The organism is Amycolatopsis sp. NPDC004368 (assembly GCF_053602515.1).
In genome coordinates this window covers 159,275-182,773 of the sequence record NZ_JBSGDT010000011.1, presented here as the reverse complement: position 1 = coordinate 182,773, position 23,499 = coordinate 159,275, and the positions used below count along the sequence as shown (strand labels likewise).

Annotated in this window: 24 protein-coding genes and 1 pseudogene; 13 read left to right on the top strand and 12 right to left on the bottom strand. The window is 71.1% G+C overall.

The annotated features are described in order from the left end of the window. Positions 1-30: 30 nt before the first annotated feature. Positions 31-1,221 (top strand): winged helix-turn-helix domain-containing protein, encoded by a 1,191-nt coding sequence (locus ACWEOE_RS18515; RefSeq protein WP_452010410.1) that lies wholly within the window; start codon positions 31-33, stop codon positions 1,219-1,221. A gap of 112 nt (positions 1,222-1,333) precedes the next feature. Here the strand turns inward: ACWEOE_RS18515 and ACWEOE_RS18510 are convergent, their stop codons facing one another. Next, a complete protein-coding gene (locus tag ACWEOE_RS18510) occupies positions 1,334-2,686 on the bottom strand; it encodes an amidohydrolase family protein (RefSeq protein WP_452010408.1) in 1,353 nt (450 codons plus the stop codon). Positions 2,687-2,885: 199 nt separating this feature from the next. On the opposite strand from ACWEOE_RS18510, the gene ACWEOE_RS18505 reads away from it, so the two are divergent. The 4 genes from ACWEOE_RS18505 to ACWEOE_RS18490 all read left to right on the top strand — a co-directional run bounded on the left by ACWEOE_RS18505 (position 2,886) and on the right by ACWEOE_RS18490 (position 5,947). Further along, on the top strand, positions 2,886-3,443 hold the full coding sequence (locus ACWEOE_RS18505; RefSeq protein ID WP_452010406.1) for an NADPH-dependent FMN reductase: 558 nt from the start codon (positions 2,886-2,888) through the stop codon (positions 3,441-3,443). Between the two features lie 60 nt (positions 3,444-3,503). Beyond that, complete coding sequence (locus tag ACWEOE_RS18500; RefSeq protein ID WP_452010403.1) at positions 3,504-3,680, top strand: CsbD family protein; 177 nt, start codon at positions 3,504-3,506, stop codon at positions 3,678-3,680. 119 nt (positions 3,681-3,799) lie between these two features. After that, positions 3,800-4,402 (top strand): acyl-CoA-like ligand-binding transcription factor, encoded by a 603-nt coding sequence (locus ACWEOE_RS18495; RefSeq protein ID WP_452010400.1) that lies wholly within the window; start codon positions 3,800-3,802, stop codon positions 4,400-4,402. 27 nt (positions 4,403-4,429) lie between these two features. Further along, entirely contained in the window at positions 4,430-5,947 is a 1,518-nt protein-coding gene (locus ACWEOE_RS18490; RefSeq protein WP_452010398.1) for an FAD-dependent monooxygenase, read from the top strand. Here the strand turns inward: ACWEOE_RS18490 and ACWEOE_RS18485 are convergent. The 4 genes from ACWEOE_RS18485 to ACWEOE_RS18470 form a co-directional block, all read right to left on the bottom strand. Next, positions 5,931-6,743 (bottom strand): class I SAM-dependent methyltransferase, encoded by an 813-nt coding sequence (locus ACWEOE_RS18485; RefSeq protein WP_452010395.1) that lies wholly within the window; start codon positions 6,741-6,743, stop codon positions 5,931-5,933. The genes ACWEOE_RS18490 and ACWEOE_RS18485 overlap by 17 nt on opposite strands. 22 nt (positions 6,744-6,765) lie before the next feature. Then, complete coding sequence (locus ACWEOE_RS18480) at positions 6,766-6,966, bottom strand: hypothetical protein (protein ID WP_452010393.1); 201 nt, start codon at positions 6,964-6,966, stop codon at positions 6,766-6,768. Positions 6,967-7,744: 778 nt separating this feature from the next. Beyond that, a complete protein-coding gene (locus tag ACWEOE_RS18475; protein WP_452010390.1) occupies positions 7,745-8,101 on the bottom strand; it encodes a hypothetical protein in 357 nt (118 codons plus the stop codon). A gap of 2 nt (positions 8,102-8,103) precedes the next feature. Continuing rightward, positions 8,104-8,421: a class I SAM-dependent methyltransferase gene (locus tag ACWEOE_RS18470; RefSeq protein ID WP_452010388.1), complete on the bottom strand. Its 318-nt coding sequence runs from the start codon at positions 8,419-8,421 to the stop codon at positions 8,104-8,106. 170 nt (positions 8,422-8,591) lie between these two features. On the opposite strand from ACWEOE_RS18470, the gene ACWEOE_RS18465 reads away from it, so the two are divergent. From ACWEOE_RS18465 to infA, 5 genes and pseudogenes are all read left to right on the top strand, one after another. Then, positions 8,592-10,019: a xylulokinase gene (locus ACWEOE_RS18465; RefSeq protein ID WP_452010386.1), complete on the top strand. Its 1,428-nt coding sequence runs from the start codon at positions 8,592-8,594 to the stop codon at positions 10,017-10,019. 30 nt (positions 10,020-10,049) lie between these two features. Then, positions 10,050-10,730, top strand: coding sequence for an alpha/beta hydrolase family protein (locus tag ACWEOE_RS18460; RefSeq protein WP_452010383.1), 681 nt, complete (start codon positions 10,050-10,052; stop codon positions 10,728-10,730). A gap of 182 nt (positions 10,731-10,912) precedes the next feature. Continuing rightward, positions 10,913-11,173, top strand: coding sequence for a hypothetical protein (locus ACWEOE_RS18455; RefSeq protein WP_452010381.1), 261 nt, complete (start codon positions 10,913-10,915; stop codon positions 11,171-11,173). Beyond that, positions 11,146-11,280, top strand: a pseudogene (locus ACWEOE_RS18450) (GNAT family N-acetyltransferase); the annotation flags it as partial. The gene ACWEOE_RS18455 and the pseudogene ACWEOE_RS18450, both read left to right, overlap by 28 nt. A gap of 105 nt (positions 11,281-11,385) precedes the next feature. Continuing rightward, positions 11,386-11,607, top strand: coding sequence for a translation initiation factor IF-1 (gene infA, locus ACWEOE_RS18445; RefSeq protein ID WP_452010488.1), 222 nt, complete (start codon positions 11,386-11,388; stop codon positions 11,605-11,607). 606 nt (positions 11,608-12,213) lie between these two features. Here the strand turns inward: infA and ACWEOE_RS18440 are convergent. From ACWEOE_RS18440 to ACWEOE_RS18425, 4 genes are all read right to left on the bottom strand, one after another. Beyond that, on the bottom strand, positions 12,214-13,626 hold the full coding sequence (locus ACWEOE_RS18440; protein WP_452010378.1) for a hypothetical protein: 1,413 nt from the start codon (positions 13,624-13,626) through the stop codon (positions 12,214-12,216). A gap of 294 nt (positions 13,627-13,920) precedes the next feature. Then, the gene (locus tag ACWEOE_RS18435) at positions 13,921-14,643 is read right to left on the bottom strand and encodes an anti-sigma factor family protein (protein WP_452010376.1); all 723 of its coding nucleotides are present in this window, start codon (positions 14,641-14,643) and stop codon (positions 13,921-13,923) included. After that, positions 14,643-15,182 carry a sigma-70 family RNA polymerase sigma factor gene (locus ACWEOE_RS18430; protein ID WP_452010373.1) on the bottom strand — a complete coding sequence of 180 codons (540 nt, stop codon included), beginning with the start codon at positions 15,180-15,182 and terminating at the stop codon, positions 14,643-14,645. The genes ACWEOE_RS18435 and ACWEOE_RS18430 overlap by 1 nt, the downstream gene beginning before the upstream one ends. Before the next feature lie 239 nt (positions 15,183-15,421). Then, the gene (locus tag ACWEOE_RS18425; RefSeq protein WP_452010370.1) at positions 15,422-16,630 is read right to left on the bottom strand and encodes a S1C family serine protease; all 1,209 of its coding nucleotides are present in this window, start codon (positions 16,628-16,630) and stop codon (positions 15,422-15,424) included. A gap of 360 nt (positions 16,631-16,990) precedes the next feature. On the opposite strand from ACWEOE_RS18425, the gene ACWEOE_RS18420 reads away from it, so the two are divergent. After that, positions 16,991-18,460 (top strand): aldehyde dehydrogenase, encoded by a 1,470-nt coding sequence (locus ACWEOE_RS18420; protein WP_452010367.1) that lies wholly within the window; start codon positions 16,991-16,993, stop codon positions 18,458-18,460. An 80-nt stretch (positions 18,461-18,540) separates the two neighbouring features. Then, a complete protein-coding gene (locus ACWEOE_RS18415) occupies positions 18,541-19,419 on the top strand; it encodes a DUF3800 domain-containing protein (RefSeq protein WP_452010365.1) in 879 nt (292 codons plus the stop codon). On the opposite strand, the gene ACWEOE_RS18410 is transcribed toward ACWEOE_RS18415, so the two are convergent. Continuing rightward, entirely contained in the window at positions 19,380-20,501 is a 1,122-nt protein-coding gene (locus tag ACWEOE_RS18410) for a VanZ family protein (protein ID WP_452010362.1), read from the bottom strand. The two genes, ACWEOE_RS18415 and ACWEOE_RS18410, sit on opposite strands and share 40 nt — an antisense overlap. A 121-nt stretch (positions 20,502-20,622) precedes the next feature. On the opposite strand from ACWEOE_RS18410, the gene ACWEOE_RS18405 reads away from it, so the two are divergent. Beyond that, positions 20,623-21,039 (top strand): DUF5709 domain-containing protein, encoded by a 417-nt coding sequence (locus tag ACWEOE_RS18405; protein WP_452010360.1) that lies wholly within the window; start codon positions 20,623-20,625, stop codon positions 21,037-21,039. A gap of 4 nt (positions 21,040-21,043) precedes the next feature. Here the strand turns inward: ACWEOE_RS18405 and ACWEOE_RS18400 are convergent, their stop codons facing one another. Continuing rightward, the gene (locus tag ACWEOE_RS18400) at positions 21,044-21,886 is read right to left on the bottom strand and encodes a galactose-binding domain-containing protein (RefSeq protein WP_452010358.1); all 843 of its coding nucleotides are present in this window, start codon (positions 21,884-21,886) and stop codon (positions 21,044-21,046) included. A 14-nt stretch (positions 21,887-21,900) separates the two neighbouring features. Further along, entirely contained in the window at positions 21,901-23,481 is a 1,581-nt protein-coding gene (locus ACWEOE_RS18395; protein WP_452010356.1) for an alkaline phosphatase D family protein, read from the bottom strand. Positions 23,482-23,499 lie beyond the last annotated feature (18 nt).

The following is a 23,499-nucleotide window of genomic DNA, read 5'->3' as shown; positions in this document are numbered from 1 at the left end:
GCCAGGGCGCGCCGCGCTAGGTTCACCGTCGTGGAACTGCGCACCCGGGACGCCCGGCGATTGGCCGTCAGCAGTCAGCACCTCGACGCCCGGGGCGCGGCGAGCGTCGCGGAAGCCCTCGACACCCTGCGCTGCCTCCAGCTCGACCCCATCAGCGTCGTCGCGCACAGCCATCACCTCGTGTTGCGCAGCCGGGTGCGCGGCTACGCCCCCGCGGACCTCGACACGCTGCTGTGGGACGAACGCAGGCTGTTCGAGTACTGGGCGCACGCCGCGTCGATCGTGCTGGCCGAGGACTACCCCCTGCACCAGACGTTGATGCAGGTGTACCCGGCCGCCAAATCGGCGTACGGGCGGCGGGTCGCCGAGTTCCTGCACGGCAACGGCGCGCTGCGCGAGCACATCCTCGAGCGGCTGCGCGAGGCCGGGCCCCTGCCGGCGGGCGCGTTCGAGGACCGCGCGGCCGTCGCATGGGTGTCCGGCGGCTGGACCACCGGCAAGAACGTGGCGCGCATGCTCGACGTGCTGTGGTTCCGCGGCGAGATCATGGTCGCGTCGCGCGCGGGCGGGAAACGGTGGTGGGACCTGGCTTCCCGCTGCCTGCCCGCCGGGCTCGACCGCGCGCCGCTGCCCGAGGCCGAGGTCGTCGCGCGGTCGGCCGAGCACGCACTGCGGGCGCTCGGCGTCGCGCGGCAGGCGGACATCGAGCAGCACTTCGTGCGCAATCGCTACCCCGGGCTCGCGGAGGTCCTGGCGTCGCTCGTCGAGGCCGGGCGCGTGGTGCCGGTGAAGCTGGAGAAGGATCCTGCGCAGTGGTACGTCCACGCCGACCGGCTGCCCCTGCTGGACGCTCCCTGGCAGCCCCGCACCACGCTGCTCTCCCCGTTCGACAACCTGATCTGCGATCGCGCCCGCACACAACGGCTGTGGGACTTCGCATTCCGCACCGAGATGTACGTGCCGAAAGCCAACCGCCGGTACGGCTACTACGTGCTGCCCCTCCTCCACGGCGACCGGCTGATCGGCCGCGTCGCCCCGCGGCTGGACCGGCGCCGTGGCGTGCTGGAGCTGGAAGGCGTCTACGCCGAGCACGGCGCGCCGGCCCGCGCGGGTGCCGCGGTGCGCCGCGCGATCGCCGAGCTGGCCACGTTCACCGGCGCCGAGCGCGTCGAGTACGCCGGTCCGGTGCCCGAGCCCTGGCGCGCCGCGCTGGCCGGCTAGGCACGAACGGGCTTGCCCGGCAACGCGTCCGGCACCAGCTCACCCGAGCGCACCACGGCGACCCCGTTCACGAGCACGTGCGCGATCCCCTCGGACGGCCGCGTCCCGTCCACTAGGACGCCTGATCGGTGATCCGCTCGGGGTCGAACACCACGACGTCGGCGTCGCTGCCCGCGCGCAGGCGGCCCTTGCGCCGCAACGCCGGCACGGCCTCGTCCAGGACCTGCGCGGGCAGCAGCGAGCAGCGTGCGACGGCCTCGGGCAACGTCAGCTTCCCGCTCTCGCGGTAGAGCCTGCGGAGGGCGCGCGAGAACGTGCCCGCACCGCGCGGGTGGCCGAGCGCGCCCGGCGGCAGCGGCCACGCCAACGGATCGGGCCGGAGGCCGGGCCAGGTCAGCGGCATGGCGTCACTCGCGATGGCGGTGCCCCCGAAGAGCAGGGAACGCAGCAGCGCGGGGTCGTCCTCGTCGAAGAAGTGCAGCAGCGCGAAAGCGCCCGGCGTGGCGGCGCGGACCTCGGCGAGCCGGCCGGCGTCCGCGATGCGCTCGCCTGTGCCGACGAGCACCAGTGAATCGGGCCGGATGCCTTGGTGCGCCAGGACTTCGGGCGCCAGGAAGGCCGCGCCGATGGCCGTGGAGCCGGCGCCGTAGGGGTAGGCCTCAGTGGTCACCTCGGCGCCTTCGAGCCGGCAGCGCTCCACGAGCCCGAGCACCCGGTCGATCTGGCGGCCCGACGTGCTGTTCACGTGGCAGTAGTGCAGGTGCACGCCGGTCTGGCCCGCGACGCGCACGATCTCCTCGGCGCCGTCGACGGGCACGTGCGGGTCGGCGTCCACGAGCGGGCGCGCGTGCGTGAAGGCGGGCAGCCCGGCTTCGGCGGCCAGCTCCGCCACGGCGACGAACTCGGCCGGGTCGAGGTGCGGCGCGTACCCGGCGAGCACGCCGATGCCCAGCGCGCCGTCGGCGAGATCCCGGGACAGGTGCTCGAAGATCCGCGCCCGCTCGGCCGCCGACGCCTCGGTGCGCCACGCGGGGTCGCCCAGGTGGAGGAGGGTCGTGTCGGGCGGGCCGTCGAGCGGCGCCCCGGCGAGCACGGCCATCCGCGCCAGCGTCCACGAGGTCGAATAGCCGTAGTTCACCGGCCGGCCCTCGGCGGCCGCCCGCGCGTACGCCGCGCCGACCGGGGTGATGCCGGCTTCGAGTTCGAGAGCCGTGGTGACGCCGTCGAGCGCCTGGAGCCGCTGCTCGGGAATCGCCTGCCCGTGGCTGTGCAGATCCACGAACCCCGGCGCGACGACGAGACCGGTCGCGTCGATGGTCCGCTCGCCGCGAAGTGGTGTTGCGGAAACCACACCCACGGTGCCGCCCGTGATGCCGACGTCGGCCACCGCGTCGAAGCCGCTCTCCGGGTCGAGCACCCGTCCGCCCCTGATCACGAGCGGATAGCTGTCCTGTGAAGTGATCACGATTCACTCCTGCGCGTGGGCGGCGCCACACACAAGGTACTGATCCTTCACCCGACCGTGGGAATGACCCTCACTCCCGGTTCGTTGACACGTCCGCAGAGCTGAGATTAAATTGCGGACGCGTCATCAAATGGCCTGAATCAAGCCCCGACCAGCGCGAACACCCCGATGACCATCCCTCGACCCAGGAAAGTCGGACATGACCAAGATTGCGATCATCCTCGGCAGCACCCGTCCGGGCCGCAACGGCGAAGCCGTGGCGAAGTGGGCCCTCGACATCGCGAAGCAGCGCGGCACGGCCGAGTACGAACTCCTCGACCTGCTCGACTACGAGCTTCCGCACCTCGACGAGCCGCTGCCGCCCGCCATGGGTCAGTACGCCAAGGAGCACACCAAGCGCTGGTCCGAGAAGATCGCCGAGTTCGACGGCTACGTCTTCGTGACGGCGGAGTACAACCACGCCATCCCGGGCCCGCTGAAGAACGCCATCGACTTCCTGGGTGCCGAGTGGAACAACAAGGCCGCCGGCTTCGTCGGTTACGGTTCCGTGGGCGCCGTTCGCGCCGTGGAGCAGCTGCGCCTCGTGCTGAGCAACCTGCAGGTCGCCCACGTGACCAGCCAGGTCGCACTGTCGCTGTTCACCGACTTCGAGAACATGTCGGTCTTCAAGCCGGCCGAGATGCACACCGGCTACCTGAACACCACGCTGGACCAGGTCGAGGCGTGGAGCAAGGCGCTCGCCGCCGTCCGCGCCTGACGTCCCGGTGTTTGGCCTCCCTTCGACCGGGTAGCCGGGGGGAGGAAGGGAGGCGACACCATGACCGACAAGGCTGAGAACAAGGCCGAGGAGCTCAAGGGCCGCGCCAAGGAGGCCGTCGGGAACGCCACCGACAACGAGCAGTGGCAGACCGAAGGCAAGGCGGAGCAGGGCAAGAGCAACTTGAAGCAGGCCGCCGACAAGGTCAAGGACGCCGTGAAGGGCGTCAAAGACTGAGTTCGGGGACTGAGTTCGGGAAAGCCCAGGGCCACGTGCCCTGGGCTTTCTTGTATCCATCGAGCTTGCGCATCACGCACACTTTGCGTGATGCGCAAGTTTGCGCTAACCTTGGCGCCATGATCGAACGACCGAGCCTGCGTGACCGGCGCCGCCAGGAGACGCGGACCGCGATCTCCTGGGCCGCGATCCGGCTCACGGTCGAGCGCGGTCTGGCGCACGTGACCATCGAGGACATCGCCACCGAGGCCGGCGTTTCGCCGCGCACCGTGAACAACTACTTCTCCAGCAAGGCCGAAGCCATCGCGGCCCGCCACCACGACCGGGCCCGTGACATCGCCGACCTGCTGCGTGCGCGGCCGGCCGACGAACCGCTCTGGACCGCCATCACCGAAGCCGCGCTCACGCGGTTCGCGGCCGACGGTGGCCGGTCCACCCCGGATCCACAGTGGACACAGGGCCTCCAGCTGATGGTCGCCGAGCCCGCACTGCAGGGCGAGTTCCAGAAAGCCCATGTGGCGGCCGAGATCGCGCTCGCACAGGCGATTGCGGACCGCACCGGCACCGATGCCGACCACGACCTCTACCCCGTGCTCGTCGCCACCGCCGCCGGGGGCGCGATCCGCGCGGCGATGGCCCACTGGGCGCGGGGGGACCGGCCCGGTTCCTTCAGCGACGTGCTGCGCGCGGCTTTCGGTGCGGTGACCGTCTCCCTTCCCTGATCTCTGCCCTTCTCCCGAGGAGAAACCATGCCCGCGATCGACGTCGTGATCGCCGGCGGTGGGCCCAACGGGCTCATGCTGGCGTGCGAACTCAGCCTGGCCGGCGTCCGGCCCGTGGTGCTGGAACGGCTCACCCGGCGCAGCGAGGAGCAGCGGGCCAACGGGCTCGTCGGCCAGGTCGTGCGGCTGCTGCACCGCCGTGGCCTCTATGAAAGGCTCAGCGGCGAGGCGCGGCCGGTGCCCGCGCCGCAGTTCATGTTCGGCGCGTTCCCACTCGACCTCGCGCGCTTGCCGGTCAACCCCGTGTACATCCTGCCGAAGCCGCAGCGCGAGTTGGAGCGCGCACTCGAGGAGCAAGCGCTCTCCCTGGGCGTGGAAATCCGCCGTGGCCACGAGGTGAGCGGCTTCGAACAGGACGAATCGGTGCACGTCACCGTGACCGGGCCCGATGGTCAGTACACTGTGGACAGCCCGTTCCTGGTCGGTGCCGACGGCGGACGCAGCACCGTCCGCAAGCTCGCCGGCATCGATTTCCCCGGCGTCACAAGGGACAACGTCGTTTCCTATGCCGCGCATGCGAGCGTGCCGGACTCTCTGCGCGACCCGGCCACCGGCGGGCTGCGCCTCGACGGCATCGGCATTGTGCCGCCGTTCCGCCACTTCCGCACGGAGACGGGACTGTTCGTGTTCGCCCCGTTCCCGAACGCGGCGCCACTGATCTCTTCGTCCGAACGCGACCGTCCACAAACACCGGACGAACAGCGCCCGACACTCGACGAGGTCCGCGCCAGCGTCCGCCGGGTCCTCGGCACCGACCTGCCGCTCGACGCGCCGACCGGCCCCGGGCCCCACCAGCTGCGCCGCGTGTCCAGCGCCAACACGCGCCTGGCGTCGACCTTCCGCACCGGCCGCGTGCTCCTCGTCGGCGACTCCGCCCACGTGCACTCCGCGATCGGCGGGCCGGGCCTGAACCTGGGGCTGCAGGATGCCGCGAACCTGGCGTGGAAGCTCGCCGCCGAGGTCCACGGCTGGGCGCCGGACGGCCTCCTCGACACCTACGACGCCGAGCGCCGCCCGGTCAGCCGTCGGGTTGTGATGCACACGCAGGCGCAGGGCGCGCTGACCGCGCCCGGCCCGGAAGTCACGGCGCTGCGCGAACTGTTCGACGAGCTCCTCGGCTACCAGGACGTGACCCAGCACCTCGCCGACCTGTTGTCCGGCGCGGACATCCGCTACGGCGACGACCCGCACCCGCTCGTCGGCCGCTGGGCACCGGACCTGCCTTCGGACGCCCTCGCCGCGGCGTATCGCGCGGCCCGCCCGGTGCTCGTCGACCTGACGGCGGACGGCTCGGTCGCCTCGGCTGCTGCGGCGTGGCGGGACCGGGTGGACACGGTCACCGCGGCCGCGCAGATCGACGCGACGGCGCTGCTGATCCGGCCCGACGGCTACGTCGCCTGGGCTTCTTCCGACGCCGAGCCGGACGTGAGCGAGCTGGAAAAGGCGCTGGCACGCTGGTTCGGCGCCGTCACCGCAGCCGGGTGACTGCCACGTCGATGCACGCGGACGCCGCCAGCCGGCCTTCCGGTGTCACGAGGTTGCGCGTGGCGACGGTGAACGCGGTGCGCAGGCCCTTTTTGTGCGTGTCGTCGAGGGTCGCCATCTGGTAGTAGCTGTCGTGGCAGGTCTGCCAGACCTCGTCGGGCGTGCCGCCGAAGTCGACGACCATCCGCTCCCACGTCGCGGGTTCGAAGCCCACCGGCGTGAGCAATTCGTCCAGGCCTTCGCGCGTGCGGGTGCGGGGATCACCGGCGGCCGGCACCCGGCGTTCCTCGGGCACCACGGCGAACAACGGCCGCGCCACCTTGAGGAAGATCTCCATCGCCTCGCGCCCGCCACCCCCGACGCCCAGCGCGAGCGTGCCGCCCGGGGCCAGCACCCGGGCGGCCTCGGCGACGACCTGCTCGACGTCGGTCATCAGCATCAGCGCCATGAACGACACGACGGTGTCGAACGTCTTGTCCTCGAAGGGCAGCTCCTGCGCTCGCCCTTGGCGCAAATCGGCCTGGGCCAGCTCGGACCGTTTGCCGGCCGACGCCAGCTGCCCGGGCGAAAGGTCGACGCCAGCGAGCTTCGCCACCCCGCGCCGGCCGAGCTCGGCGAGCAGCGCGCCGTCGCCGCACCCGAGGTCCAGCACGGCCGTTGCCTCGGGCAAGCGGTCGGCGAAGACCTCGTACACGGTACGCCCGTCGTCCTCGACGCGGCCCCGCCCGGCCAGCTCGGACGCGGCATCCGGGCGGGCGTCGTGGTAGCTGCGCAGGAACTCCTCGGCGGACGTCATGGCGAGACGTTAGCGCGGATCGTCACTCCGCCAGGCGCGTTCGGGCGATGTTGAGCCGCACGGCCGCGGGCAGGATGCCGTCGGCGGTCAGCAGCTCACGCGTCACCTCGGTGAACTCGGCGCGCAGCGTGGTGAGCTGCTCGTCATCCAGTGTCGATGAGGGGTAGAGCGTCTCACAGCACGTGACCCACACCTGCTCCGGCGGTGCCGCGAAATCCACCACGATCTGCTACCACACAACGAGTTCGAAGCCCACTGGCCCGAGCACCTCGTCGAAACCTTCGGCACTGCGCGTCCTGCGGTCCCGTAGATCTGCGGCGTGCGCTCTTCCGGCACCGCGTCGAACTTGGCTTCGCGAACTCGGAAAACACCTCCAGCGCCCCGATCGCGCCGCCCCCGCCCACCAGCGCCGCGAACGCCCCGTCCGGTCCGAGGACCCGCGCCGCCGGCTCCGGCTCCCCCGCGGACAGATCGATCCCGGCGAGCTGCGTCGTCCCGTTCCACGCGAACCGGGCCAGCAGCGCCCCATCGCCGCACCCGAGGTCCAGCACGTGGGCCGGTTCGCCGACCCGCTCGGCGAACACGTCGTAACTCGTCCGCCCATCCCCGACCACGCGCCCGGCCTCGATGAGCACAGACTGCGAATCCGGCTTGCGGTCGTGGTACTCCCGCAGCCAGAGCTCCCCGGTGTCGTCATGACTTCGACATCAGTTCGGGATGATCTCGGCGTCGCCGCGTTTCGCCAATCGCGGATTCGGTCCTGCGCGCAACGGCTGTGGCGAGCAACGACCCTCGGCTTCACACCGCCGCACTCGGCGCAGTTCCGGCTGTACGTGCTCAGTTGGGACTCACTCGTCCAGGGGAGAGGTGGGCTGGCTGGCGGGCGGGGCTGTCTGAACCAGACCCGCCGCGGGCCGAGCAACTGCCCCCAGCCGGCAGGCTCCTCCAGGTCGAGTAATTCCCGCAGCGACAGGCGCGTTCGGTGCGCCAAAGCCCCGCCATCAGCGCGACAAATCCGCCCGTAGTCGCGTTTCCACGATCCGCATGTTCATCCCCGCACGCAATCGACCGTCCTCGGCAGAACACCGGGTCTGCTCTCCGAACGCCGATTCAAGCCGCCGCAACTGCGCGGAATCCAAAGTGTCCACCGGGTAGAACGTTTCGCAGCACCGAGCCCACACGTCAGAAGCAGGCCCGCCGAAGTCGAGTTCGATGAGGTCCCAGGAGGCGGGCTCGAAGCCGGCCGCGCCGAGCATCTCGTCGAGGCTCTCGCGGCGCCGGACGCGGGGGTTGCCGACGTGGACTCGGCGGTCGGCGGGAACCTCGTCGAACAAGGGGATCGCCAGTTCGATGAACACCTTCAGCGCCCCCGTGACGCCACCGCTGAAGGCCGCGGCGAACACCCGCCCGGCGCCAGCACGCGGGCAGCGTCGGCGATGACCGCGTCGGCGTCAGGCAGAAGCATCAGCACCATGTGCGACACGACCGCGTCGAACGAACCATCCGCGAACGGCAGCTCCTGCACCCGCGCCCGCCGCAGATCCGCCGCGGCGAGTTGGGGCCGGGCGCGCGCCAGATCGAGATGCGCCGCAGACAGGTCCACGCCCGCCAGCACCTCCGCCGAACGCCGCCAGCAGTGAGCCGTCTCCGCAGCCCAGGTCGAGCACGCGCCGCACACCCGACAGCCGCGCGGCGAGCACCTCGTAGCTCGTGCGCCCGTCGCCGACGACCCGGCACGAATCGATCAGATCGGAATCGCGCGGGGTTTCCGGTCGTGGTAAGCGGCCAGGAAGGCTTCGGCGGGTGTCGTCATCCCGCGACCGTAGCGGGATTTGATACATCTCTCCCATGAACGACAACCCGGTGGTCCTCGGCATCGACATCGGCACCACCGCCGTGAAAGTGGCCGCCTTCGGGGCGGACGGCCGGCCGCACGCGACAAACAGCGTCGCCTACCCCATCAGCCGCCCGAAACCCGGCTGGGCCGAGCAGGACCCCGAGGGCTGGTGGCGCGCCACCGTCACCGCGATCAACGCCGTCCTCGGGCAGCTGCCCGAGGCGAAAATCCAAGCCGCCGGCATCGTCAGCCAGGTCAACACCCACCTCCTCGCCGACGCGAACCTCAACCCCCTGACTCCCGCCGTCATCTGGCAGGACCAGCGATGCGCAGACATCGCACGAGAGCTCGACGCCCGGTTCACCCCCGAGGACAAGCAACGCATCTGGGGCGGCCCCGTCGCCCTGGACGCCTCGTTCGTCGGCGCGCGAGCGGCCTGGTTCGCGCGGCACGAGCCGGCAAAATGGGCCGGAGCGCGGTGGATCCTCAGCCCCAAGGACTTCATCGGCGCCCGCCTCACCGGGCGCGTGGCGACCGACAAGCTGTCCGGAGTCAGGATCGCCAGCGCGCGCGGCTACCTGCCCGAGGCCGTCGCCCTCGTCGACGGGCTCGGTGAACGCCTGCCGGAGCTCCTCGAGCCCGAGAAGCCGCTGGGTCCGGCACAGCACCTCGACGGCGCGCCGGTGGTCGTCGGCACGATGGACGCGTTCGGTGCCGTCTTCGGCACGCGCACGACTGAGCCGGGCCGCGGCATGATCTCGTGCGGCACGTCGCTGGTCGTCGCGGGTGCTTCCCGAAGGGGCGGGGCGCAAAAGGGCATCGTGACGTTCCCGCCCCGCGGCGACCTCCACGTCCACGCCGGCCCGACGCAGGCCGCGGGCGAGGCCGTCCGGTGGTGGGCCCAGGCGTCCGGGCAGACCGTGCCCGAGGTGTTCGAAACGGCGGCCGGCGGCGAGGCCGGAATCGTCTTCACCCCCTACCTGCAAGGCGAACGCGCACCGCTCTGGGACGCCGACGTCCGCGGCAGCTTCCTCGGACTGACCTCCTCGGCGACACGAGCGGACCTCTCGCGCGCGGTGCTGACGGGCGTCGCGTTCTCCGCGCGCCACGTGCTGGAGCAGGTGGAACAGGCGTGCGGCTTCCGGCTGCCCGCCCTCACGTTCTCCGGCGGCGGCGCGCGCAGCGATCTGTGGACGCAGCTGCACGCCGACGTCCTCGGCCGGCCGATCGAACGCCTCCGCGTGCACGACAGCGCCGCGCTCGGGGCCGCGCTGCTCGGCGCTGTCGGTGCCGGACTGCAGCCCGACGTCGAGACGGCGGCGGCCGCGACCGTCGTCGTGGAGCGGGTGTTCGAGCCGCAGGCGGACCTGACGCGGCTGTACGAGGCGTACCGCGCTTCGTACGAAGGGCTCGCGAAGGTCCACGAGCTGCTGCGGTGAACCAGCCCACGACCCTGATCTAATGGAGGAATGAGGACAATCCGCTACGGCGGCGAACCCAGCCAGTTCGTCGAGCTGCACGGCGAAAACCCTGTGCGCGGCACGGCTTTCCTGATCCACGGCGGCTGGTGGCGCGCCCAGCACGACCTGCACCTGATGGACGCCCTCGCCGCGGACCTCGTCGCCGCCGGCTGGCTCGTCGCGAACCTCGAGTACCGCCGCATCGACGGCGACACCGGCGGCTGGCCCCAGACCCTCGACGACGTCCTCGCCGCCATGGCCGCCGTCCCCGTCGCCGAGGGCCTGCCGACGATCTCGGTCGGCCACTCCGCGGGCGGTCACCTGGCGCTCCTGGCGGCGAAGTCCGCGAAACGGGACGCCGTCATCGGCCTCGCCCCCATCACCGACGTACCCCGCAGCGCCGCCGAAGGACTCGGGGAGGGCGCCGCGAGCCTGTTCCTGCCCTCGCCCGACCCGGCCGCCTCGCCGCTCACGCGCGTGCCGATCGGCGTGCCCCAGCTGATCGTCCACGGCGCCGCCGACGTCCGCGTGCCGGTCGACCACAGCCGTGTCTACGTCGAAGCCGCCCGGCAAGCCGGCGACGACGTCACCTTCACCGAGCTCCCCGGCGTCGACCACTTCCGCGTGATCGACCCCGCCGACGAGCCGTGGCAGCACGCCCGCACCTGGCTCACCAGCAAGTTCGGCTGAGGAGAAAATCAGTGGGCACGGCGCCACCCCACCGCTATCGTTCCGGGGACCGTGACTCGACACCGGGAGGTGAGACCCATGAACGCTGTTTCGATGTGGGTGCTCCCCTCGTCGTCACGGTCGGGCGACTGACCTAGGGGTTGCCGGGAGCGCCTTCGAGGCACTCCCGAAAGGTGACCACCATGAACACTCTGCGTTTCACCGCGGGCCATCCCGCGGTGGAGATCACCCGCGTCGCACCGCGGTTGTGGCACGCACTGCACGACGACCGCGTCACCGGCCGCGCCGAAGCCACCACGCGCGCCGACGGCCGGGTCTTCCTCAGCGTCGACGCTTGGCACCGCAGCGTTTTCGACCAGCTCGCGCCATCGTCGACCCGGCGAAGTACGCCGCGGCGGCGGAAAACGGCGAGTACGTGGCCTTCACCCGTGTGGTCCAGGTGACGCGCCTGCCTCGCATCGGGCTCGTCGCCGTCCGCGCCTCCCGGCAACGCCGCGGCATCGCCCGCGCGCTGCTGGTCCACTCGCTGGGCGTCCTGCACCAGGCCGGGATCGAGCGGGCGTCGGCCGAGGTGAACGAGGCCAACGTAGCCGCGACGGCGTTGTTCAAGGCATCGGCGCCCGGCGCGCCGGCAGCGTTCTGGAGCTGGTGCGCCATGGCCGCTAACGGCGGGATCGAAGTCGAGGGAACCGTCGTGGAGTGCTTGCGCGACGCGCGGTTCAAGGTCGAGCTGCCGAACGGGCACCACGTGCTCGCCCACATCAGCGGCAAGATCAGGAAGAACTTCATCAAGATGATGCCCTACGACCGGGTCCTGGTGGAGCTGAGCCCGTACGACCTGAGCCGAGGCCGGATCCTGTTCCGGTACCGGAACTAGCGCCGGCTCCCGTCGGCGGGCGGGAGTGTTTCCGCCCGCCCCGGGACCGTCCGAAATCGACCCTTGGCTCCTCAGCGGTGCGGAAGGCGTCGACTCACCGCGAGGGCTGCTGCATGAGTGCACGCGTTGTCGGAAATCGCCCTTTCCTTCGTGGTCTGAACTGAACCCGAGAGGTTCTCTGCCATTGCGGGCAACCTGAGGTGCTGCGCGTGCACAGCATCGAGGCGACCGCACTGGCGACCGAGGCGTCCGGACCTCGCGCGGCTTCGGCGCACCTCTGGCCGAATCACGGCAGAGCCTGAGAGTTCGAGATCTTGCGCGATGAGAAGGTAGTGCTGGACCTGGGGCACGATCCTTGCGCCACGCACCGCCGGGGCCGGCGGATCTTCCAGAACCATGGCCAGCGCGGTGACGCAGCCGCGCTGCCAGTGCCCGTAATCCGGCCCCGTCCGGCTGAGACGTGAACCCGCTGTCGGTCACCGACTGAGGACACGCGTCCCGGAATGGCCCACGGCTCCGGAAGTAAGACCGAGACGCCCGATTCGAAGTCAGGAACGGAAACAGCTGTGCGGGCTGCCCCACCCGGGCAGCCCGCACAGAATTACGTCAGCCTTGGAAGTAGGCGCCGGAGAAGTCCACCGCCGAACCCGGAACTGGATCGATGAGGTCCTCGGTCGGCTCGGTGGTCAGATAGCCCACCACCGGACAGTCGATGAGCGCCTTTACACTCCCGTACGGCGCTCCGCCCGGAGCAGTGAGCAGATCGGGGCGCTGGGCAGCGAGCTTCAGGATCTGGAACTCGTCGGTCTGGCGCGTGTTCAGCCCCTGCGCAACGGCCTTCGGGGTCCACTCGCCGAACTGTGCCTCCCAGAGCGGGCTGTAGGCCGCGCGACGGTTGTTCTCCGTCAGGGTCGGGAAGTCACCCTGGATGTTGAGTGCGTCCCCGCCTTCGCTGAGCGCCTTGAGCAGCGGCTTGTTGTTCAGCGTTGCGTCTTCGCTCGCATGGCCGTCCTTGATCAGGTGCGCGAGGCCTTGCGCTTGCGGGTTGTTCGCGCCGGTCTGTCCGTTGGTGAAGGGGAAGATACGCTCGCGGACGCTACCGAGGAAGTCGTCGCCGCCGGTGAAGGCCGTGCCGTTCAGCGCGGGCACGTAAGTGGCTCGCTCCAGAACCGCGGTCGCGGCGTCGCTGGCGTCGGTCGAGATGTAGAGGATCGGCTTGCCCGAGTCGAATCCGCGCACGAGCAGGAGGTCGACGGACGCGCCGTGGAACTGCGACTGCCCCGTGGACTTGGCCGCCGGGTGCACCGCCAGCACGCGGTCGGCGGTGTTGGTGTGCTGATCGACGTCGAACGGGCCGTCGCCGACCGCGACGATCGGGGCGTTGTAGACGGTCTGCGAGCCGGCGATCCTGATGAACGGGCTGTACTTCGCGTCCCCGACCGAGCCGGGAACGGCCTGGCTGGGCGGGAAACCGCTCGGACCCGCGGTCAGTACCCGCTTCGGGCTGAAGTCGGGGATCCCGGCGAAGTGCACGGTGGCTTCGTCGAAAACGTTGCCCTGCGCGGCGGCGAGCGTGACGTTCTGCACACAACTGTCACAGCCAATGGACGCGTTCGCGAGCTTCGGCGCGTAGTTGAGGCCCAAGTCGTCGGCCGGACCCTGGTCGGACGCCTCGGTCACGACGTACCACACCGTCTGGCCGTTGAACTCGCCCCTGTGCAGCGGCAGCCGGACGTATTCGTTCTGCAGGTCGATTTTCACCGCGCTCGGCAGGATGGTCTTGGCAGCGGGAAGGGTGCCCGACGTGGCACCCGTGCCCGGCGCGTGACCGCCGGTGTCCGTCGCGGCGCCGGCCTGGGTCACGGCCACTGACGCGAGCACCGAAGCCACTGCCACACCGAGCACCGAAGTGAGGACCGCCTTGCGGCGACCGATTCTTGGCATCGAAAACTCCTCGGGAACAACAAAGGGGAATAGGAAGAATGCGCGGGCCGCGAAGGCGAACCCGGCGCCTCGCAACGCTAGCGCCCTTCGGGCAAAAACCCCCGCGTAAGACCTCTTACGGAAGGGTTATGAGGCCAAGGAAACGCGCAAATCCGGACGAATATCGTCAGGTTCCGCGAGTTCGTGGCGCCCATGAGTGCTGCGCGCAAGAATGCAATAGCCACGAGAGCCGCTGACATTACCCCATCGGCCAACACCGCCAGTGCGGCACGCGAAATGCACACGCAGCCGGGTCTGGCCGTCCGAAGTGGACCACGGCTCTCGGTTTGCCCGAACGCACCACCTGCCGGGGCAGGAAGCGCCCGAAGGTCAGACGTTCGCTTCCACGAAGCGGTGGCCCTCGGTATTCTCAACCACGATCGAAGTGACCTGAGAGGGGTCGACGAGGGCGGAACCGTTGAGGTCCGCTCCATCGTGCACAGCCTTCTGGGACACGAGCCAGCCGCCGGCGATCTCGCGGTCGCCGTTCTTGCCGACGACGATCAGGCGGCACTTCTCGCCGGCCGGGATACCCGTCACCGCGGCCTCGACGCGAACCCAGCCGGCGGCCGGGACGAGGCTCGCCGTGAGACGGACGTCGCCCGAGGTGCCACTGAGGACCTTGGTGCCGGGCACGGTGCTCGACGCGGTGGTCGGCACCGGGGCGGGCGGCGGCGGAACGGCCACGGCCGGGCCCGCGGGCGAACCCGCCTTGCCGACCACGACACCGACGCCCATCGCGGCCGCAGCGACGACAACGGCGGCCGTGGCGGCCAGGAACCGACCGCGCCCGGCCGAGCTGCGCGCCTCGGAACGCACCTGGCGCAGCGTGCGCTGCAGCAGCAGGTCGCCGCCCTCGGGCGGGCCGTCGAGCAGCGCTTCGGGTGGCACTTCGCCCAGGAACTCCTGCATTTCGCGCAGCGACGCGACCTCCGCGCGGCAGTCCGCACAGCCGGCGAGGTGCGCCTCGATCGTCTGCTTCTCCTCCGCGGAGACGTCCCCGGCGACGTAGCCGGCGAGGTCCGCGTGATCGTCCCCGCTGAACCCGCTCATCATGCCGCCCCCACCCGCTGGTCCTGGAACCTCTCCCGCAACGCCCGTAAACCGTAGTACGAGCGGGACTTCACGGTTCCCGGCGGGATTCCCAGGACGTCGGCGGCCTCCGTGACGGTGCGGCCGTGCAGGTACATCTGCTCCAGGACTTCGCGGTGCTCGGGCGAGAGGCCTTCCAGGGCCGAGAGGACCACCATGGAGTCCACGACGTGGTCGGCGTGGTCGTGCTCCACCGGCACGGTGGTCGGCGACTCGGCGACCTCGGCCGGGCGCGCGTCACGCGCGCGGACCTTGTCGATCACCAGGTTGCGCACCACGGTGAGCAGCCAGCCGCGCACGGAACCCTTGCCGTTGACGAGGCTGTCCGGGTTGCGCCAGGCGCGCACCAGGGCTTCCTGCACCACGTCCTCGGCGGCCGCGCGGTCGTTGAGGAGTCTCGTGGCGTAGGCGAGCATCGCCTTTCCGTGCTCCTCGAACAACGAGCGGACGAGCGCCTCGTCGGCCACCTGCTGGCGGTGACGAGTCCTCAACCCGGCCATTCCGGACCACCCTCCCCGAACCGGCAAGATCACCCTTGCCCTGATGCGCAGAACTGTAGGACAGCACCCGGGGCCGTCCGCACGAGGTGCACCGTCGGCGACCACCACCCACAGTGGCCGCTTCGCACCCCGCGACAGTCAACACTTCCCCTGAACGGACGAATGCCTTGCGCGGCCTACCCCGCACCTTCTTCCACGGACGGTGCCCGTTCGTCCTCCATTTGGCGGAGCGCACAACCTCAGCCGATGGGGCCGCTCACGGGGACGAGCGTCACAGTCGCCGTCTTGCCGCCCTGCCCTGCGACCGTGACGTGCAGCTGGTCGCCCGGGTGGTGGGTGTCCATGAGCGCGATCAACGCCGTGGCCGACATGACCGGTTTGCCGTCGATGCCCACCACGAGCAGGTTGGCCTTGAGGCCCAGCTTGGCCGCCGGCCCGCCCGCGACCACCGACTTGATGAGCGCGCCCGTGCCGTTGCCGCCGTCGACCACGGTGAGGCCGATGAACGCGCTGGGGCCGATGTGGATGGTGTCCGACGCCTTGCCCGCCAGGATGCGCTGCGCGATGTCGGTGGCCGTCGCGATGGGGATCGCGAAGCCCTCGTGCGGTCGCAGGCCCTCGTCGAACACGTAGCCGGCGTTCGCGGCCGTGTCGACGCCGATCACGCGGCCCTGTTCGTCGGCCAGCGGCCCGCCGGAGTCGCCCGACTGGATGTCGGCGTCGACCTGCAGCAGGCCGGTGAGCGTCTCTGTGGCGCCGGTGATCTCGTCGGCCGCGGTGACCTGCCGCCCGAGCGCCGTGACCTTGCCCGGTGACGCGCTGGGCGCCCCGCCGAGCCCGCCCGCGTTGCCGATCGCGACCACGCCGTCGCCGATCTTCGCCGCGCCCGATTCGCCCAGCGTCGCGGTGACGAGGCCCGAGGCGTTCGCGAGCTTGAGCAGCGCGATGTCGTGGCTGCGGTCGTAGCCGAGCACGGTGGCGTCGTAGCCGCGACCGTTGCCGACGTCGGTCACGTGCATCGAGGTCGCGCCCTCGACGACGTGGTTGTTGGTGAGCACCAGGCCGTCGGCGCTCAGCACGATGCCCGTGCCCGCCGCGCTACCGCCGTCGAGACCCAGCTCCACGTCGATGTCCACCACGGCGGGGCTGACCTTCGCGACCACTGCGGCGACGTCGAACGACGGCGTGGCCCGGACCTGGCTCGCCGGCGGCGCGGGCGGGGCCTTCGGGCCCCACGCGTAGTGGCCCACGGCGACCCCGACGAGCGCCAGCAGCACCACCAGACCGAGTGAGATCAGCACGGCCCGCCACGGCCGCCTGCGCCGCGGCGGCTCGCCCGGGCCCGGCGGCGCGGCCGGGACCGGCGGCGCGGCCGGGACCGGCGGGAGGGGCTCTTGCTGCTGGTGCGCCCACGGCGCGCCGAGTGGGGCGTCGGTGTTCTGGCTCATCTTCGGTTCCCCGCCGCTCGCGTCGGACAGCACAGGTGCATTGTTCACACCGCCTCGATCGGGGAACAGTACTGGCAGCCCCGCCGGGGTGTGGGTTACGTTCGAAATGATCTTCCAGCTCGCTCCTCTCACCAGGTCGGCACACGCCGGCGGCTGTGCACTGGGATCACCGCCCCCGGCGTCCGACCGCCCGGCCGTCGGGAGTGCGGTGCGTTCGCCGCGCTCCCGGCGGCCCGCGTCTGTGACGGCGTCGACAAAGTCCTTTGTGGACGCCTGTGCCGCTCGGCTGAATCCGCGGGTCTGGTGCCGGCTCGGTCCGCGGACGTACCGTCCGAAGCGAGACCGAGGAGAGGTGGGCCGATGCCCGAACACTTCAAGATGCTCATCGGCGGTCACGCCGTCGACGCGCTCAGCGGCAAGACGTTCGAATCCCGCAACCCCTACACCGGCGAGCCGTGGGCCGTGCTGCCCGACGGCGGCCCCGAAGACGTCGACGCCGCCGTGCGCGCGGCCCGCGCCGCCCTCGACGGCGAATGGGGCTCCGCCACCGGCTTCACCCGGGCCGCGCTGCTGCGCCGGCTGGGCGACCTGATCGGCGAGAACGCCGAACGGCTCGCGCGCCTCGAGGTCAACGACTCCGGCAAGCTCCTGCGCGAGATGCTCGGCCAGCTCACCGCGCTCGGCGGCTGGTACCACTACTTCGCCGGCCTCTCGGACAAGATCGAGGGCCGGCAGATCCCGTCGCCCAATCCCAACTACCTCGTCTACACCCGCCGTGAGCCAGTCGGGGTGGTTGCGGCCATCACGCCGTGGAACTCACCGTTGTTGCTGCTGACCTGGAAGCTCGCGCCGGCGCTGGCGGCCGGGTGCACGGTGGTCGTGAAGCCCTCGGAGCACTCGCCCGTTTCGACGCTGGGGTTCGCGGCGCTGGTCACGGAAGCCGGTTTCCCGCCCGGCGTGGTGAACGTCGTCACCGGGCTGTCGCGCGAGACCGGGGCTTCGCTGGCGGGGCACCCGGGCGTGGACAAGGTCGCGTTCACGGGGTCGACGGCCACCGGGCGGGCCGTGGCGAAGGCCGCGGCCGACAACCTGGTGAAGGTGACGCTGGAGCTCGGCGGCAAGTCGCCGCAGGTGGTGTTCCCGGACGCCGACCTGGAGGCTGCCGCGAACGGCGTCGTGGCGGGCGTCTTCGCGGCCACCGGCCAGACCTGCATGGCCGGCTCGCGCCTGATCGTGCACGCCGACGTGCACGACGAGCTCGTGCGCCTGGTCGCCCGCCGCGCCGCGGCGATCCGCCTGGGTGACCCGACCGCGACGGACACCGAGATGGGCCCGGTGGCGAACCAGCCGCAGTACGACAAGGTGCTGTCGTACCTGGAAACCGCGCGCGCCGAAGGGGCGACGGTGGCCTACGGCGGCGTCGCGGACCCGGGGCTGGGCGGGCTTTTCGTTCAGCCGACCGTGCTCACCGGGGTTACGCCGGAGTCGACGGTGTACCGCGAGGAGGTGTTCGGCCCGGTGCTGGCGGCCTTGACGTTCACCGACGAGGACGAAGCCGTGAAGCTGGCCAACGACACGCCGTACGGACTCGCGGGCGCCGTGTGGACGAAGGACGTGCACCGCGCGCACCGGGTCGCCGGGCGCCTCCGCGCGGGCACGGTGTGGATCAACGCTTACCGGGTGGTGGCGCCTTCGGTGCCGTTCGGCGGGTTCAAGAACTCGGGGCTGGGCCGGGAGAACGGTGTGCACGCGGTCGACGAGTACTTGGAGGAGAAGGCGATCTGGGTGGAGCTGACCGGAGGTACCCGGGATCCGTTCACGCTGGGCTAGGTCCACTGTGGACCAGCGAACCGGGCTCCGGCCGGGAAATCCGGTGCCCCGGTCGGCCGAGATCTGGCAGGATTCGCGCGGTGCGACTGTCCGGCACGATCGCGTGCGACGAGTCCGGTTCGGAGGGGGTGAACCTCGTCGGGGCGAACACCTCCGTGTTCGCGCACGCCGGCGTGCGGGTAGAGCGCGAAGCCGCCGCGGAGTGCGTCGCCGAGCTGCGGGAGCGGATCGGGTCACCCGCGGTGGAGTACAAGGCGAACCACCTGCTGCGCGCGAAGAACCGGGCGGCGCTGGTGTGGCTGCTGGGACCGTCGGGACCGCTGGCGGGCCGGGCGGGGGTCGTGCTGGTCGACAAGGCGGTGTTCCTCACCGGCAAGGTGGTGGACCTGCTCGTGGACCAGACGCCCTACCCGGACTGCCTGCGGCGCCGGCCCGACGACCGTGCGCTCGCGCTGCACCGGAGCGGGCCCCGGGTCCACGGCGCGCGGCGGTGGACCGAGTTCCTGCAGTCGTTCACGGCCTTGCTGCGCACTTCGCAGCGTCGCCCGGTGCTGACTCCGGCGGAGTTCTTCGCCCAGCACGACGTGACCGCGCCCTACGCGCCCGCCCGCGACCACGTCAGCGGCCTTCGGTCGCGGCTGCTCGCCGACCCGGCGCTGGTGCCGCCGCTCGACCCGCTCATGCCGGCCCTCGTCGACACGGTCACCCACTGGCGTCCGGCCACCGTCGTGCACGACGAGCAGCCCTCGCTCACGCCGGCGCGCCTCGCGACCCTGCTCGGCCGCGACGTGCACTTCGTCGACTCCCGCACCGACCCGCGTGTGCAACTCGCCGACTTCCTCGCCGGCGTCACCCGGCGGCTGGCCGAGAACACCCTCCACGACCGCGGTGATCCGCAGCTGACCGCGCTGCTGCGGCCCTACCTGCTGCCGGCTTCCATCTGGGCCGGGTCGCTCTGAACGCCGACGTGTCCGCGCCGGGCATCGGCCACGCGCAGCCCGGACACCAGCCCGGACAGCCCCCGGTGCCCGCGGGTGAAGATCGCGAACACGCCGCTCAGCAGGAGCCACAACCCGGTGAACGTCGAGGGCGACGCGGTCGCCGTGGCGATGCCGAGCGCCACGAAGTACCCGCCTGAGCCGATCACGAACCGGATCACCATCCGCAGCGCGGAGGGCTTTTCGTCGTCCTTCGTCACTTCGGTCAGGAGCACCGCGCGCTGGCCCGGCGTCGCACCGTTGCCCGCGAGGGGCACCACCAGCAGCAGGACCAGGGCGGGCACCCATTCGCCGAGCACCGCGTTCAGCACGGGGTCGCCGGGGCCCCGCAGGCTGTGCGAGTCGCGCAGGAGCTGGATGGCGACCACGGCGACGTTCAGCGCGACCCCCAGCAACGTCACCGCGATCAGGTCGAGCAGCATGCCGAACAGGCGCCGGCCGCTGCGAACGGGGCGCGGTGCCTTGGCGTCGAGGCGCTCGTGCGGTCGGCCGAGCACCGGGGCGACCAGCGCGCCCACTGCGGCACCGACGGTGTTGGACAGCAGGTCACCCGTGTCGAACAGGCGGTAGGGACATTCGACCAGGAACCAGACCCCGGTGAGCTGGGTGGTCTCGATGAACAGCGACACTCCGAACCCCGAGGCGATCGCGAACGCCGGGCCCTTCAGGTACAGGCGTCGGAGGAACACACCCCACGGCACGAACAGCGCGACGTTGAACAGCACCTGCCGCAGCGCCGGGTTGCCGAGCAGGCCCGTGTGGAACTGCTTCATGTCCGCCACGAACTGCAGCGGGTTGAGGACCGGGTGACGCAGGGACTCGTGGGTCGCGCAGTAGGCGGCGTCGATGTCGGGTGTCGGCATGAGCGTGTAGGTGATCAGCGCGCAGCAGTAGACGAGGAACCCGAGCGCCGCGAACGCCCGCCCGGGCCCGAATTCACCGCGGCGGCGGTAGCTGAACACGGCGTAGGGCACCACGAGCAGGAACGCCAAGCCGAACCCACCGAACAGGGCCAGCAGCGTCGGCCCGCTCCACTCGGTCACTGACCCCTCCACGTCCGTAGCCGCGCGCAAGGGTAGCGATCTCCACCGACACCCACCGGTCGAGGGACATCGGCGCCGGTGCGTAATCTGCACATCGAGGGCACGGAGAAAGGAGCCGTTCGTGGACGACGACATCGAGGACAACGCCGACACCGGCGTGCTCGACCCCGAGGACACTCTCGAGGACGGCGACCCGTACGACGAGGGTTACTCGCCGCCGGAGAAGCCGCTGGCCGTCCGCGACTGGGGCATGACGCCCGCGGAGGAGCACACCGGCGAAAGCTGGGCGGGCCGCCTCGCGCGCGAGCTCCCCGACTTCACCGACGACGAGGGCGACGACCTCGGCGACGCCACGGACACCGACGGCGAGCTCCTGGACGACGAGGTCGGCGACACCCGCGCCGGCCGGCTCGTCGCCCAGGACGAAGGCTTCGGCCCCGACCTCGACGACGAGCTGTACGCCGCCGACGCCGGCGTCGACGGCGGCGCCGCGTCGGCCGAAGAGGCCGCGGTGCACATCGTCGTGCCCCGCGACTGATCCGTCAGCTCGCGAAGGCCTGCAGCTCCACGATCCGCGAGTACGCGTGGTCGTTGGAATCCAGCGCCACGATCTGCACCGCGTCCGCCTGGACCGCTGGGAACGACGAGGTGACCGAGCCCGCGGTGTTGCCGCGGACCGAGGCGAGCGTGACCCACTGGCCGGCGACGCGGGCCTGGACGTCGAAGTCGCGCAGGCCGTACTTCGGGGCCGGGTACTTGGTGGAGTCCAGCGTGTCGGTGACGACGCGGCTCACGGTCGTCGCTGCGGGCAGCGTCACGGCGTAGTCGTCGGGGAAAACGGACTTCGTGCCGTCGTTCCAGCCGGTGGTGGTGGACCAGTGCTCGCCGTTCGCGTCGCCGTCGACGGCTCCGCACGGCGAGAAGCTGCCGTTGGTCGACGACGGGGTGGCCTGTTCGCCGAGGAGCAGGTTGTCGCCGGGCCCCTTGGGCGGCAAGGGAAGCACCTCGACCGGCACGGACAGCCGCGAGCGGTCCGTCGTCAGTCCCACGGTGTAGTGGCCCGGGCGCGCGGTCCGCGGGACGGTGACACCGACCCGGACCGTCACGGGCCGGCCGGCCGGCAGCCACGATGAGAAGACGCGGCGGTCGAGCGCCAGCGGCTTCGGCGCGGACAGCTCCATGTCCGTGTACGTGGCGGACTTGCCCTCGTTGGTCATGCCGACGGTGAGGGCACTCGGCAGGCACGGCAGGCCGATGACCTGCACCTGCGCGGGATCGGTGGTCAGCTCGACACCGCGGGTGTCGGGGCTGCTCTGGGCGGCGGTCGTGAGGGCCACGCCGAGCACGACGGCGCCGGCGGCCACGACGAGGTGGCGTCGCTGCATCGGGAGAACTCCTGTCAGTGGAGGTGGATCGCGGGCACGCGGTCTTCGACGGTGAGCTTCGCGCGCGTGGTGACCTTGCCGTCGCGGACGGAGACCTTGTCGACCACGCGGTAGTCGGCGGTCCATTCGCGCGGGGTGACCTCGCAGCGCACGTAGCCGCGCTGGAAGTTGCCGAACTTCACGTGCGGGTTCTCGTCGAGGATGGTCTGGCCGCCGGCGTCGAGGTCCATGCCGTCCTGGCCGGACGTGATCGACGTGCCGGCGAACTCCGTCGCCACCACCGGCGAGGCCGGGTCCGCGTAGTCCGGCCGCAGCTCGGACGCGACACTGCGGTGCAGGTCGCCGGCGATGCTGACGAGATTGCGCACCTTGCGGTCCTGCGCGCCGCCGAGGATGCGCTTGCGGGAGGCGACGTAGCCGTCCCACGTGTCCATCGGCACGAGCACGGCCGGGCCGGCCGCGGTGTCGAGCTGCGCGATCGCGGTCTGGTGCGCGAGCACCTCCCACCGCGCCGAGTGCTGCGCCATGCCGTCGAGCAGCCACTTCTCCTGCGCCGTACCGGTGATCGTGCGGTTCGGGTCGAGCGAGCCGGCGTTGGGCGCCTTCGTGCCGTCGCCCGCGGCCTGGTCGTCGCGGTACTGGCGGGTGTCGAGCACGTTGAAGCGGATCAGGTCGCCGTACTGGAAACGGCGGTACATCTGGATGTCCGGACCGGTCGGCAGCTGCGCGACACGCACGGGCTGGTGCTCCCACCACGCGCGGAACGCGTTGGCGCGGCGCACGAGGAACTGCGCGACGGGGTCGTTGTTCTCGGAGATGTCGCCGGCCCAGTTGTTCTCGACCTCGTGGTCGTCGTTGGTGATGATCCAGGGCGCGGTGGCGTGCGCGGCCTGCAGGTCGGGGTCGGTCTTGTAGAGGGCGTAGCGGCCGCGGTAGTCGTCGAGCGTCGTGGTCTCGCGCTGGAAGTCCACGGCCATGGCCTGCTTGCGCAGGCCGCCGTCGGCGCCGACGCCGTACTCGTAGATGTAGTCGCCGAGGTGGAAGACGACGTCGTGGTCCTTCGCCGCCATGTCGCGGTAGGCGGTGTAGAAACCTTCGTACCAGGCCTGGCAGCTCGCGTACGCCAGCGAGATGGCGGGCACCGACTGGCGTGGGGTCGGTGACGTGCGGGTGCGCCCGACCGGGCTCGTGTGGCCGCCCACGTGGAAGCGGTAGAAGTAGTGCCGCCACGGCCTCAGGCCGCGCACGTCCACGTGGACACTGTGCGATTCCGCGCGCCGCGCGAGCGCGCTGCCGGCGCGCACGACGTGGCGGAACCGCTCGTCTTCGGCGACCTCCCAGCGCACCGACACCGGGCGGTCGTTCATGCCACCGAACGGGTCCAGCGGTTTCGGGGCCAGGCGCGTCCAGATCACCACGGCGTCGGACAGCGGGTCGCCGGAGGCGATGCCGAGCGTGAACGGGTAACCGGGCACGCGGTCGGTGTCCACGGTGGTGGCGCTGGAGGCGGTGAGGCCGGGCAGCGTGCCGGCGAGCGCCAGCGCCGCGGCGGCTCCGGTGGCGGTGAGGAACTTGCGTCGCGTCGGGTTTTCCACGTCGCTCCGATTCAGGGT